This is a genomic window from Flavobacterium sp. ACN2 (assembly GCF_002303885.1).
Lineage (GTDB): Bacteria > Bacteroidota > Bacteroidia > Flavobacteriales > Flavobacteriaceae > Flavobacterium.
The window spans coordinates 234,387-248,782 of sequence record NZ_MRCM01000004.1; the positions used below are offsets into that span (position 1 = coordinate 234,387).

Annotated in this window: 7 protein-coding genes; 4 read left to right on the forward strand and 3 right to left on the reverse strand. The window is 34.4% G+C overall.

The genetic code is table 11. The features are described 5' to 3' along the window. Nucleotides 1–225 precede the first annotated feature (225 nt). The 3 genes from BSF41_RS06615 (at nucleotide 226) to BSF41_RS06625 (ending at nucleotide 8,478) form a co-directional block, all read left to right on the forward strand. A complete protein-coding gene (locus BSF41_RS06615) occupies nucleotides 226–5,337 on the forward strand; it encodes a translocation/assembly module TamB (protein WP_095928721.1) in 5,112 nt (1,703 codons plus the stop codon). Continuing rightward, nucleotides 5,321–7,633: a BamA/TamA family outer membrane protein gene (locus BSF41_RS06620; protein ID WP_095928722.1), complete on the forward strand. Its 2,313-nt coding sequence runs from the start codon at nucleotides 5,321–5,323 to the stop codon at nucleotides 7,631–7,633. The genes BSF41_RS06615 and BSF41_RS06620 overlap by 17 nt, the downstream gene beginning before the upstream one ends. Nucleotides 7,634–7,848: 215 nt before the next feature. Further along, nucleotides 7,849–8,478 carry a DUF4230 domain-containing protein gene (locus BSF41_RS06625; RefSeq protein WP_172426858.1) on the forward strand — a complete coding sequence of 210 codons (630 nt, stop codon included), beginning with the start codon at nucleotides 7,849–7,851 and terminating at the stop codon, nucleotides 8,476–8,478. Between the two features lie 279 nt (nucleotides 8,479–8,757). Here BSF41_RS06625 and BSF41_RS06630 read toward each other — a convergent pair whose 3' ends face one another. From BSF41_RS06630 to BSF41_RS06640, 3 genes are all read right to left on the reverse strand, one after another. Beyond that, nucleotides 8,758–10,515: an aromatic amino acid hydroxylase gene (locus BSF41_RS06630; RefSeq protein ID WP_095928723.1), complete on the reverse strand. Its 1,758-nt coding sequence runs from the start codon at nucleotides 10,513–10,515 to the stop codon at nucleotides 8,758–8,760. Nucleotides 10,516–10,652: 137 nt separating this feature from the next. Continuing rightward, complete coding sequence (locus BSF41_RS06635; RefSeq protein ID WP_095928724.1) at nucleotides 10,653–11,093, reverse strand: hypothetical protein; 441 nt, start codon at nucleotides 11,091–11,093, stop codon at nucleotides 10,653–10,655. A 76-nt stretch (nucleotides 11,094–11,169) separates the two neighbouring features. Beyond that, a complete protein-coding gene (locus BSF41_RS06640; RefSeq protein ID WP_095928725.1) occupies nucleotides 11,170–11,580 on the reverse strand; it encodes a group III truncated hemoglobin in 411 nt (136 codons plus the stop codon). Nucleotides 11,581–11,955: 375 nt separating this feature from the next. Between BSF41_RS06640 and BSF41_RS06645 the strand changes: the two genes are divergently transcribed. After that, the gene (locus BSF41_RS06645) at nucleotides 11,956–14,367 is read left to right on the forward strand and encodes an RICIN domain-containing protein (protein WP_095928726.1); all 2,412 of its coding nucleotides are present in this window, start codon (nucleotides 11,956–11,958) and stop codon (nucleotides 14,365–14,367) included. The last annotated feature ends 29 nt before the right edge of the window (nucleotides 14,368–14,396 follow it).

Consider the following 14,396-nt stretch of genomic DNA (forward strand, 5'->3'; position numbering starts at 1 on the left):
GTGTGAGAAGTTGGCTTAGAAATGTTTGGTTGTGTTTTTTTATAATAAATTTCATTTATAAATCAACTTCTTCAAAAAAAAGAAATTAGGCATTCAACAATATAATTTTAGAATAATTGCAGATAATTGTGTAAATTGTTAAGAATTAAAATTCACAATTTTGTAAAATGGGTAATTATGCCCGTATAAAACTGCAACTTTAATCTAATCGTGTTTTGTTGACGTATGAATAAGAAATCCATTCATTTTCTTAAAAAAACACTTCGTATCTTTATGTGGTGCGTGGTTTCTGTAGTTACGCTTTTATTACTTCTGATCATTCTAATTCAGGTTCCTTCGGTTCAAAATTTCGTTAAGGACAAAGCGATTAACTATCTTCAGGGCAAGATAAAAACTAAAGTTTCCTTAGATCATATTTCGATAAAATTTCCAAAAGACGTAGTTCTGGAAGGTTTTTATTTTGAAGATCAAAAAAAAGATACTTTGCTGGTAGGTAATCGATTAGAAGTTGATGTCGACCTTTTTAAACTTGTTAAAAGTGAACTCGAAATCAATGCGGTTTCGCTTGAAAATGTAAAAGCTAATATTTCCAGAAACAAACAAGGCATCTTCAATTTCGATTATATCATCAAAGCATTCGAATCAAAAGAACCAAAGGTTGAAGATCCTAATGCCAAGCCCTTTAAAATTTCGGTTGTAAAAGTAAACCTCGATCAAGTTAAATTTAACTTTAAGGATGATTTCGCTAAAAATGACATTCGTGTAAACCTGACTCATTTTGATACCAAATTCAAAAAATTTGATTTGGATCAGATGGATTTTAATATTCCGACAATCAATTTAAACGGATTGAAGGTGATTTTAGATCAGGATGTAGTCGAGAAAATTGCTGAAGTTTCAGTAAAAACGGTTGATACAATTTCGAAGCGTCCAGACTTTAAATTGGCATTAGATAAAATAGCGTTGTCTAAAATCGATATTTTATACGATAATAAAGATTCAAAACTCAATTCTGGCATTCGTTTAGGCAACTTAAATTTAGCTGTAAACGAAATTGACCTGAACAAACAGCTTTTGGATTTTGATACTTTCGAAGTAAAAAATCTAAGCGGAAATCTGCGATTGGGAGCAAAAGACAAGCAAATTGACGCACCCAACTTAGATACCACAGCCATAAAGCAAGTAGGCTGGAAAGTAAAATTGAACGAAACCAATCTAGAAAACATTGCTTTTAAATTTGATGATATGCAGTCCAAACCGAAAACAAAAGGATTGGATTATGCGCATCTTGATTTGAGTAGATTTAATTTTAAAGCCGAGAAATTATATTATGGAAATGATACCATTTCTGGAAATATTAAAACATTGACTGTTAACGAAAAAAGCGGTTTGCAGATTCAGGCTTTCAAAACCGATTTCTTTTACGGTCCAAAAAATGCTTCTTTAGAGAATTTATATTTAAAAACGCCACAAACTCTTGTTCAAGATAAAGTTAAGGCGCAATATAAATCACTTGAATCGCTTCAGAAAGATTTAGGAAATCTGGCAATTGATGCTAATTTAAAACAATCAAAAATTGGTTTTAAAGACATTCTCTTGTTTGTTCCAGATTTGCAGAAAACAAATCCGTTTAAAAGCAATCCAAATGCGATTTTGTATGTAGACAGTCGCGTGAGCGGAAAAGTAAAAGATTTGACTATTTCGAAATTTGAAATGAGCGGAATAGGAACGACAAAAGTTTCGCTTTCTGGGAAAATCGCTGGGCTTCCGGATGCTCAAAAAGCGTATTATGATTTAAATATCAAGAAGATTTCGAGTACTTCAAAAGACATTAACCTGTTTGTGCCTGCGGGAACAATTCCGAAAAATATTCAACTTCCGTCACAGTTAAGTTTGCAAGGAAAATTTAAAGGTTCAGTTCAAAATTTTAAAACGAATCTGGCTTTAAACAGCAGTTTTGGAAATGCAAAAGTTGATGCGTTATTCGATCAGCGCATTAAGAAAAGAGAAAAATATGATGCAAACGTTTCTCTGCAGGAATTCGATTTGGGGCGATTAATTAAAAACGACTCCATCGGAAAAATTACGCTTAAAGCGAAAGTAAAAGGAAACGGTTTAGATCCGAAAACGGCAAATGCTTTTGTTGACGGAATTGTTCAGAAAGCGATTTTTAATAAATATACCTATAAAGATTTAACGCTGAAAGGAAATATCGAAAACGGTTCTTTTGCGGTAAAATCAGGAATGGAAGATCCTAATTTGAATTTCAATTTAACAGCTTCAGGCGATACAAAAGAGAAATATCCAACCGTAAAACTGAAACTAAATTTGGATATTGCCGATTTAGAAAAACTAAATCTGCATGCAGGACCAATGAAACTTCGCGGAAATGTCGATGCCGATATAACCAATAGCAATCCAGATTTTCTGAACGGAAAAGTATTTCTTTCGAACATTCAGATTTTGCAAGATGCCGAACCGATTGTTTTAGATTCAATTCGTCTTTTGGCTTTTGCAGACAAAGACAGCAATTCGATTAAAATTTCGTCTCAATTTTTAAAAGCCGAAGTAACAGGAAAATACAAACTCACGACACTGGCAAATTCGATTCAAAAATCATTATCAAAATATATTGATCTAAAAAATCCAAAGGTTAATGCAGAATCAGATGAACAGAGATTAGCCTTTACTTTGAAAGTCGACAATGATCCTGTGCTTTTAAAATTATTGCCAAAATTAACAGGCTTAGAACCTTTTAGCATAACAGGAAATTATAATAATCAGACAGATTCTTTGACTGTAAAAGGAACCATTCCAAGAATTGTTTATGGAGGCAATACCATTTCGGACGGGAAAATAAACATCGAAGCCAAAGAAAATGCTTTAGAGTACTCGATTTCTGTGGCAACAATTGAAAGCGGTTCGCTTAAAATTCCGTTTACAAGTTTATCAGGAAATGTGCAGAATAATATTTTGACTTATGCTCTTGAAGTAAAAGATGCCAAAGAGAAACAGCAATATTTTATAGCAGGTGAATTTAAGGCTGAAGATTCAAAAAACATTGTAAAACTGGATGCTGAAAACTTTATTTTAAATTATGATAAATGGAATGTAGATCCAGAAAACAAGATTGAGTTTGGAGAAAAAAGACTTTATGTCGATAAATTCAATTTGAATAATAACGGAAATGAGTTAAAAATTCAATCGCAAGGAACACAGGACAATGCGCCGTTGCAAGTCGATTTTGTTAATTTCAAAATAGAAACCATTATGAATATGGTTAAAAAAGACGAATTGCTTATGCAAGGGTTGATAAACGGAAATGCATTGGTTGAAAATGTGATGACAAACCCGACTTTTACTTCTGACTTAAAAATTGATGATTTTACTTTTAAAGGTTCAAAAGTCGGTGACTTAGAAATAAAAGTTGACAATAAAACAGCAAATACGCTTGCTGCAAATGTAGCTTTAAGTGACGAAGGAAATGATTTGAAGCTAACAGGAGATTATTTGATGGATACTGGGAATTTTGATTTTGATGTGGCTATTAATAAGTTAAACATCAAAAGCATCCAAGGTTTTAGCATGGGTAATATTACTGAAGGACAAGGCTTTTTATCAGGGAATTTTAAGCTTACAGGAAACACTTCTGCTCCAAAAATTAATGGAGAATTGAATTTTAATGATGCTGGTTTTAGGGTAACACAGCTCAATTCGTACTTTAAAACTAAAAATGAGAAAATCACTTTTAGCAATGAAACGATCTCATTTGATAAATTCTCTCTTTTTGATGAGAATGACAACGAATTGTACGTAAACGGAACCATTCAGTCTCCAGACTTTGTGAAATACAATTTCAATTTGCTAGTTGAAGCAGACGATTTTAGAGCCATTCATTCAAAAGCAAAAGACAACGATTTGTTCTATGGAGATTTATTCTTAGATACCAAATTGAATATAAAAGGAAACTTGGATAGTCCGGTTGTTGATGGAACGCTAAAAATCAATAAAGAAACCAAGTTTACGGTGGTGATGCCACAATCAGATCCTTCTATTGCAGATCGTGAGGGAATTGTAGAGTTTGTTGATGAAGACAATATGTACCTCAAACAAACAGTTGATCTTCAAAATAAATTAGATCAATCGGAACTGAAAGGAATGGATGTGAATGTTGCTATTACAATTGATAAAGAAGCCGAATTAACGTTGCTGATTGATAAAGCAAACGGAGATTATCTGAACTTGAAAGGAGAAGCGGAATTAGTTGGAGGAATTGATCAATCTGGAAAAACAACTCTAACAGGGAAATACGAGTTTTCGGATGGGGCTTATGAAATGAATTTTAATGGAATTAAAAGGAAATTTGATATTCAGAAAGGAAGTTACATTACCTGGAATGGCGAACCCACAATGGCAAACGTCAATATTACAGCAATTTACAATGTAAATGCAGCACCAATTGATTTGCTCGGAAATCAGTTGGCGGGATTGGAACCGGCTGTTCAAAATACTTATAAACAAAAGCTTCCATTTCAGACTTTATTGAAAATGAATGGAGAATTGATGAAACCTGAAATTTCATTTGGAATTGTATTGCCAGAAGGAAATTATAATGTTTCTACAGATGTTGTTACAACGACGCAAAGTAAATTAAAACAATTAGAACAAGATCCTGCAGAATTGAACAAACAGGTTTTTGCCCTTTTATTATTAAATCGTTTTGTAGGCGAAAATCCGTTTGCGAGTCAAAGTGGTGGTGTAAGCGCTGAAACAATGGCAAGACAAAGTGTAAGTAAAATACTTTCGCAACAATTGAATAATCTGGCAGGAGAATTAATCACAGGAGTTGAAGTCAATTTCGATTTAGAATCGTCTGAAGATTACACGTCTGGGACGATGCAAAATAGAACCGATTTGAATGTGGAGGTTTCTAAAAAACTGTTGGATGACAGATTAAAAGTAACGGTTGGAAGCAGTTTTGGAGTAGAGGGTGCAGAGCGCGCCAATGAAGAAAGCACCAATATTGCTGGTGATGTCGCTTTAGATTATCAATTGACAAAAGACGGCCGTTATATGGTTCGTGCCTACAGAAAAAATCAATATCAAGTGGCAGTCGAAGGGCAGGTTGTAGAAACAGGTGTTGCTTTTATTATCACGATGAGTTACAATAAATTTAGAGAACTTTTCCATCGTACTGAAAAAGAAAAAGAATTAATTCGAGAAGAAAAAATCCGCAAGGAAAAAGAGAAACAAAAAAAGAAAGAGCAGAAGGAAAAGGAAAAATTGCAAGAGAACGAAGACGAAAAAACAATTGAAGGAAATGAGCAAAAGACTTAATCATAGAAATATATATTTAAAGTATATCGCGCTGCTTTCCTTATTTTTTGCTTTAGGATGCAGTAATACAAAATATCTTCCAGAAGGGGACTTGCTTTATACAGGCGGTTCGGTGAAAGTGAAAGATTCTATCATGAAAAAGAAAGATAGAAAAGCGCTACAAACCGAGTTGGAAGGTCTTCTTCGTCCAAAACCAAATAAAACGTTTTTAGGGTTACGTCCAAAATTATGGTTTTATAATATTGCTGGGGAACCCAAAAAAGATAAAGGATTTAGATATTGGCTTCGCAACAAAGTTGGAGAAGAGCCAGTGCTTTTTAGTAAAGTCGATTTAGATTATAATGCTTCAGTGCTGCGAAATTTTACTGAAAATAGAGGTTATTTTAAAACTCGTGTCAGCGCCGATTCTACTGTAAGTAACAAGAGAGTAACGGCAGAATATACTGTGGTTCCAAAAAAGCAATATATTATTAAAAGCGTCACATTTCCAGATGACTCTTTAAAGATGTCAAAAATAATTGCAAGATCAAGTAGACGCAGTTTGCTCAAAGTGGGCAAGCCGTATGATTTGGATGTTATAAAAGCAGAACGGGAACGTATTGATGCCAGACTGAAAGAAAAAGGGTATTACTATTTTAATCCAGATTATCTTCTGGCGAAAGTAGACAGCAGTAAAGGCGATCATGAAGTAAAAATTAGATTGGTTATTAAAGATGAAACTCCTGTAAAAGCATTAAGAGCTTATACCATAAATAACATTTTTGTTTATCCCAATTATTCTCTGGGAAACGACAGCATGGTTTACAGAAAAAAGAATATTACGCAGTACAAAGATTTTACCATTATTGATACGGCAGAAACGTTTAAGCCAAGAGTTTACGACAGAACAATCTATTTCAAAAAAGGGGATTTATACAACCGAACCGATCATAATTTGACTTTGAATCGTTTTGTGAATTTAGGAACTTTCAGTTTTGTCAAAAATGAATTTAAGCCTTCAGACAGTATAGACAATGCTTTAGATTCGTATTATTACCTAACACTTTTGCCTAAAAAGTTTATTCGTGTTGAAGTTATCGGGAAAACCAATTCAGCAAGTTATACCGGTACCGAATTAAATTTAAACTGGAACAACAGAAACTTTTTGCGTGGTGCAGAATTGTTTACCGCTTCAATTTTTGGTGGTGCCGATTTTCAGCTTGGAGGTGTAAATAAAGGGAAAAATATTTATAAGCTTGGAGGCGAAGTCAGCTTGACCTGGCCTAGATTTATTACTCCTTTTAATATTGAAGGCAATAGCGAATATGTACCGAGGACTAAAGCAACTATTCGTTACGAATATCAAAAGCGAACGCAGTTGTATGCCTTGAATTCTTTTAATACCTCATTTGGATATTTGTGGAAAGAAAACCTTCGTAAAGAACATCAGTTAAATATCGTAGATGTGACTTATGTGAGTCCGAATCATGTTACGCCAGAGTATTTGGAAGACATTAAAACTGATCCAGCATTAGGAAAAGTAATCGAAAAGCAGCTGATTTTTGGTCCAACTTACAATTATACCTATACCAATACGATGCAGAAGCGCCGAAAAAATACGATCTATTTTAATGGCGAATTGGATTTGGCGGGAAATCTTACTGGATTGATTACAGGGGCAGACTATCCAAATAAGGTTAAAACCATTTTTGATGTTCCATTTAGCCAATATGTAAAAATCAGATCCGATTTTAGGCATTATTTAAAACTCGGAAAAGAAAGCGAATTAGCCAGCAGATTAATTGTTGGAGCTGGATTTGCCTACGGGAATTCGAATACGCTTCCAGCATCCAAACAGTTTGTTGTAGGAGGAACTAATAGTATTCGAGCTTTTAGGGCACGAACTTTAGGGCCGGGAAGTTATGTTATTCCACCAGAAACAAATGATAATTATACGCCAGATCAATCAGCCGATTTGAAGTTGGAATTTAATACCGAATATCGTGCAAAGCTTTTCAGTATTGTTAGAGGTGCAGTGTTTTTAGATGCTGGAAACATTTGGTTGCTGCATGCTGACCCGAACAAAGCTGGTGCAGAAATCTCAAAAGATTTTATGAAAGAAATTGCAATTGGAGCAGGAGCAGGTTTACGTTTCGATTTATCGTTTTTAGTTTTAAGAACAGATTTGGCCATTCCGCTTCGAAATCCTGCCTTGCCAGACGGACAAAGATGGGTAATTGATGATATTAATTTTGGAAGCAGTTCGTGGAGAAAAGATAACCTGATTTTGAATATCGCTATTGGATATCCTTTCTAAGTTTTTTTGCCATTTTTTTCGCCACGAATTCACGAATTTTCGCTAATCTATGCGGATACTTATAATTGAATTTCACAAATTAAATTTGTGAAATGGAAAAAATTTATAGATAATGACATTAGCGAAAATTCGTGAATTCGTGGCAGAAAAAGAAATAATTTCATGGCAAAAAAAACTAAAAAAAGGAGTAAATTGGTCTAAAATATTTTAGAAGAATGCAAAACTTGATTAAAAGAATTATAGGTGTTGGTGTTATTGTTTTAATAATTGTTCTGGGGTTTAAATATTGCCAGTTCAAAAAAGAAGACGATTCAGATATTCAGTACAATACCAATCTAATTCAGCAGCAGATTCTTAACGTTGGGAAATTGGTGGTAACCGAAGGGCATTTTTCAGAAGTCATTACCTATAAAAATCAGCAGAAATATTTGATGGACATGATTTCTTTTGAGAAAAAAGCGCTTATTGTGGTCAATGCAAATGTGACGGTTGCTTACGATCTGCATCAGATGAAATATGATATTGATGAGAAAAACAAAACCATTACGATTTTAAATATTCCAAAAGAAGAAATTACCATAAACCCAGATATTCAGTTTTATGATGTCGAACAAAGTAAACTGAATCCTTTTACAGGCGACGATTACAATAAAATCAACAAATCGGTAAAAGTCAATCTGGCTAAGAAAATCGAAAAATCTACCCTAAAAACCAACGCCCAAAACCGATTAATAAGCGAATTGTCTAAGATTTTAATCATGACCAATTCAATGGGCTGGAAACTAGAATACAACGGAAAAACTATCGAGTCTGAAACGGAGCTGACTCAGGATTTGAAGTTGTAAAGTTGTAAAAAAGAATCTCGCAAAGACGCAGAGTCGCAAAGAATTTTTGCCACAGATTAAAGGATTAAAATGATTTAATACCAAATTCTTGGATAGTTTTCATACACAGACTTTCAGGAATCTTGCCATTTCGACGAAGGAGAAATCTCCACGAGAAGCTCGACAAAGATTGGTTTTTCGTTGCTGAGTTACTTGCGGAGATTTCTCCTTCGTCGAAATGACAAATATTATGTTATTTACTTAATAAAAACCTTCGCGCCTTAGTGCCTTTCTAGCAAATCAAGCAATAGAACGATCAAAAATCAAATCCAATCCACCAGAAATTAAATGCGCAATTTCGGGACGTCTTTCTTTCAATTGATCCAGATATACCAAAACTTCTTGCAAAAGCTGTTTCTCATCTGAATCTTTCAAAAGCTCGGCAATTTCAATATTTAACAGCCAGTCATTTGAATGATTGCTTTTGACTTTTTCAAAGACCGATTTCAATTCCGATTTAGAGTCTTTATTATTTCTTATGTTTCTAACTGTAGCATATAAAACTTCCAATTCATCACGCTCGTCAGTATGTTTCGCTTTAATCGTTTTTGTTGAAGGAACAATATTAATTAAATCAAAACTATTCACATCGGCTGGGCCAGAGAATGCAGAAATCACTTTTTTACCAATTGCCATATCGTAATTGCCCCATTCAGGTTGAAACAAAATAGTTTCTCCGTGAGTAACGGTACAATTTTTAAAACTGATCAGAATGATTTCTCCATGTAAGTTTCTAGAACCCGTAATAATTTCGCCCTCCACAATAATATTGCCTTCAAATTCCAGTTTTACAGTTTCGTTTTCTACAATACTGTAAGCCTGTAAATCCTTCGGACTCATATCTTCAATCGCCAGATTAAAGCCTTTCAGTTTCCCGATCGGACTTCCAAATCCATGAGGATGCGTTAAAGTTCCATGACCAACTAATTCTTTTTCGCGGTAAGAAAGAGCTGTTTTTCCAGTTGTTTGGATGTATACAGGTTTTCCTTCTTCTTCAATTACATTGGTAAAAACTCCAGAAATTTGTAAACCTGTACTTAATTCGATTGTTCCTAAAGCATTCGATTGAATCAGTTTCTGAATACCAGATAAACCTCCAGTTCGTAAAGCCATTTTATTAGCAAATTCTTCCAAAATCAAACTCAAATAAGAAAAATTTGGAGTTACATATAGCTGAGGTTGCAATTGTGTAATATCAAAATTCTGATTGGCAGCAGAAATATCATAAGGGATTTTCTTCACATTATCTGTCATACACCAAGCGCTTTCTCCAATAGAAGAAAGTAATCCTGCGCCATAAATTTTTGGATTTTCAACCGTTCCAATCAAACCGTATTCAACGGTCCACCAGTGTAGGTTTCGAATTTGAGCCATTTCAGATAATTCGCCCATGTTGTTTTGCAAATCGGCAACCGCTTTTTCGGCTTCATCGATTTTTTCTTGTGGCGTATCTTCTGCTTCTTTTAAAATAGAAAGCAGACGAATCGCTTCATACATTTGATAATCTTTATGAGAAGAAATCGCTTTACAGCCAATTTCGCCAAAACGTCTCAAATATTCCGCATATTCTGGATTGGCAATAATAGGAGCGTGACCAGCACCTTCGTGAATGATGTCTGGAGCAGGAGTATATTCAATATGTTCTAATTGTCTAATGTCTGAAGCAATAACCAAAACGTTATAGGCTTGAAATTCCATAAAAGCATTTGGCGGAATAAAGCCATCAACTGCAACCGCAGCCCACCCAATTTCACTTAGAATTCGGTTCATGCCGTACATGCTCGGAATAGAATCAATTTCGATTCCTGTTTTACGTAAACCTTCTAGATAAGAATGATGCGCCACTTTAGAAAGATAATCTACATTTTTGCGCATAACATATCGCCAAACCGCTTGATTGATAGGAGTGTAGTCACTATAATCTTGAGGTTTGATAAATTGCTGTAAATGCTTCGGCAATCTCTCTAATAACGGATTGGTTTCAATATTTGGATTCATTTCGAAAACGTTGTAGATTAAAATGTAAAATTACGAATTTAAGACTCGATTTTTTATCATCCATCGCAAAATTTTTATTCGAAATTGACTTTTATTGCATTTTTGTAGATTTTTAAAGAGCTGAAATAAATGCGATTTTAGCAGTCGTTATTATCAAAACTTACTCTTTCCATCGTTTGTTGATAGTTTTCAATCTCTTTTTTGGTCATTGGAGTTTCTTTTACCTCTACTTTCAATTGTTTTTTAGCATCAGGGCTAATCCATAAACCAGTGAAAGTATTTCCGCTTTTCTGTAAAATTAAAACACCACTGAAATTGTGTTCAACCATAACAAACTCATTTTCTTTCTTTTTGTTTTGAGTAGGATAAATTTGAATCCAATTTTTTGATTTATTGTAACGATACATTGCCGCATAGCTTAAATCGGCATTGCATTGATTTTCTGATGTCTGAATGTAAAGTGTAATCGGGGTTTTTCCGTCGACAGTTCCTTTGTATAAATTAGAAGCTGGTGTTTGTGCTGATAATTGGTTTAAAAATGAGAAACAGATTGCAATAAAGAAAATAACTTTTTTCATAAATAAAAGAATGTAGATTTGGGTTTAATTCATTTTATCAAATATAAAGTTCTGCTTTTTAATTGAAGGAATTTTTTTAAGATTTTTTTATTGCATTTCTCATTTCATTTTCTACATTTCTAAAATACTCAATTTTATGGCTAAACATAAAAGCCATATTAGTAGCGCGCATTTTGGCTTCTTCGGTTATTGGTCCTGCAAATTGCGAATCGATTGTCGAATTAAAAATATCGATCCAACGGTCAAAGTGCGTTTTGTCTACTGGTAATTGTTTATGAGGAGGAAAAGGTGTTCCAGAGTAAGCACGAACATCAAACAGAATTGTCTGCCAAAAGTTGTACATTTTTTGAAGATGAGGTTCCCAGCGATCTTGTAGTTTATCATTAAATATCGGCCCGATTAAATCGTCCTTTCTAACATTTGCATAAAAGCTATTAACCATTTGCTGAATGTCTTCTATTGTCGAAATATCTTTTAAAGCTGTCATTTTATTGTATTTTAAGTAAACTACAAAAATACAATATATCTTTCTTTTATGTCCCTGATAATTGGCATATGCCCTTTATTTGCTCGTAAAATGGCATTTTGTAAGGAATTGTATAGATTTTTTATTTTATGATGAGTTATTTCGATTTTAATAGGTAAGTTTTTTATGATTTTTAATTTTTTAAAATATTGTTTTTCAGTGTTTTGAAAAACGATTAGATGCGTTTTTGTTATATCAGTTTTTTTAATTTGATGTGTATTTGTAAAGTATTAAAAATAACAATATTGCAAAAATACTCATAATATTGTGCTGTTTTAGTAAAATAAAACTGAATAAATAAGAAAAAACTAATTATCAAACCAAAACCACAAAAGAATGCACAAAACTACTCAAACACCTACAATTCGGGTAAGTAAAGCGTTGAAACTATTATGTTGCGGTACGCTTTTATTCATGAACAGCTTAAATGCTCAGACGGTAACTCCGTGGATGACCACAGGAGATCAAACGAAACTATTACAACAGCAGGCAACAGTAAGTTTTGGAACCAATTCAGGAATCAATCCTTCTACGGTAACTGTAAATGCAGGAACAACGTATCAAACCATGGATGGGTTTGGTTATACCCTTACCGAAGGAAGCTGCGAAGTTATTGCTGGAATGGCTACCACTCAGCAAAATCAATTGTTGAATGATTTGTATAATCCAACAACAGGATTAAATGCAAGTGTAGTGCGTATCAGTATTGCCGCTTCAGATTTAAGCAGTTCTTCTTACAGTTACAACGAAACTTCAGGCGATACAAATATGAACAATTTCAGTTTGAACGGACCAGATTTAACTTATTTAGTTCCGATCATTAAAAAAATCTTACTGATTAATCCTAACATCAAAATCTTAGCAACCCCTTGGTCGGCACCACGATGGATGAAAACCAATGGTTCTTGGGTTGGAGGTTCGTTGCAAACACAATATTATGCGGCGTATGCGAAATACTTCGTAAAATATTTTGATGCTATGAAAGCACAAGGTATTAATATTTGGGGAATTACACCGCAAAATGAACCGGAAAATCCAAACAACGAACCAAGCATGCTGATGAATTCTACAGAACAAAAGAATTTTATCAATCAACAGCTTGGGCCTCAAATGGCAGCAGCAGGTTATGGCAACATCAAAATTATTGCTTTTGACCACAATTGCGATAATACAGCTTACCCGATTGATGTTTTAAATAATAGTTCTTATGTTGACGGAGCAGCATTTCACTTGTATTTAGGAAATATTGCAGCAATGTCGACTGTAAAAAATCAAACCAACAAAAATGTTTATTTTACAGAACAATACACTGGTGCAGGCGGAAGTTTTAGCGGTGATTTTGGCTGGCATATGCAAAATGTTGTAATTGGAAGTACAACAAACTGGTCGAAAACAGTTTTAGAATGGAATGCTGCTAATAATCCAAGCTATGGTCCGCGTACTCCAGGTGGGTGTACCACTTGTTTAGGTGCGATTACAGTTAATAATAGTACAAGCTACACTAAAAATGTAGCCTATTATATTATTGGTCAAATTTCTAAATATGTTAAACCAGGTGCTGTGCGAATTGGTTCTTCAAGCACAAGTGGCACTATTTCTTCAGTTGCATTTAAAAATCCTGATGGTTCAACCGCACTAGTAATTTATAATTCAGGAGGATCATCAAATACGATAAAAGTAGTTTCAGGATCGTCAGCATTTAATTATGCAGTTCCCGCTTCTTCTGCAGTTACTTTTACTTGGGGAGCATCAAATCCAGTTGCGGTTACAGGAGTTGGTGTAAGTCCGACTTCCGCAACACTTACAGCGGGTCAGTCACAGCAATTGACAGCGACAGTTTCTCCAAGCAATGCTACCAATACAGCAGTTAATTGGAGCTCTAGCAATACATCTGTTGCAACAGTAAACTCAAACGGATTGGTTGCTGCCATCGCTGCAGGAAATGCCACTATTACAGCGACTACGGTTGACGGAGCAAAAACCGCAACTAGTGCAATTACTGTAACAGCTGGTTCAACAGGTTTTCCGGGATATTATAACATTATTTCAAGAAACAGTAATAAAGGTTTAGATGTTGCAGATAATGCTACAACAAGCGGAAGCAGAATTCAACAATATGATATTACAAATGGAGGAGGGAGTAACCAACGCTGGAAGTTTGTTTCTGACGGAAGCGGTAATTATTACATCATCGTAAAATCGACCGGAATGTATTTGGCGGTTGAAAATAACGGAACCGGAGATGGATTAAAAGTACAGCAGAAAACTTTTTCATCTTCAAATGAATTCAAATGGACGGTAACCAATCTTGGAACAGGATATTACAAAATTATAAACGTAAACAGCGGTAAATCGCTTGATGTAGAAAATGTTTCGACAGCAAATGGCGCTAATATTCAAGTTTGGGCTTATACCGGAGGTCTAAATCAGCAGTGGCAGTTGGTGCAGGTTGAATCTTCTACGGCAAAAAGCGCTTTAGCTCAACCAGCTGTTGAAAATACAAGTTCAAATGATATGATGATTTTTGTCGATGAAACAGATGATTCTTTAAAAATCGATACGAATCATGAGGGAGATGCAGATGTACAGATTTTCAATATCACTGGGCAACCTGTTTTAAAGAAAAATGTAAAATTTATAAAAGGAAATCAAGCTGAAATTGAAATTTCTCGATTACCAAAAGGAGTTTACGTGGTAAAAGTGAGCGACAATAAAGGCTCTTATTCGAAAAAAATCTTGAAGCAATAATTTACAATCCACAATTCAATTAGTAATTT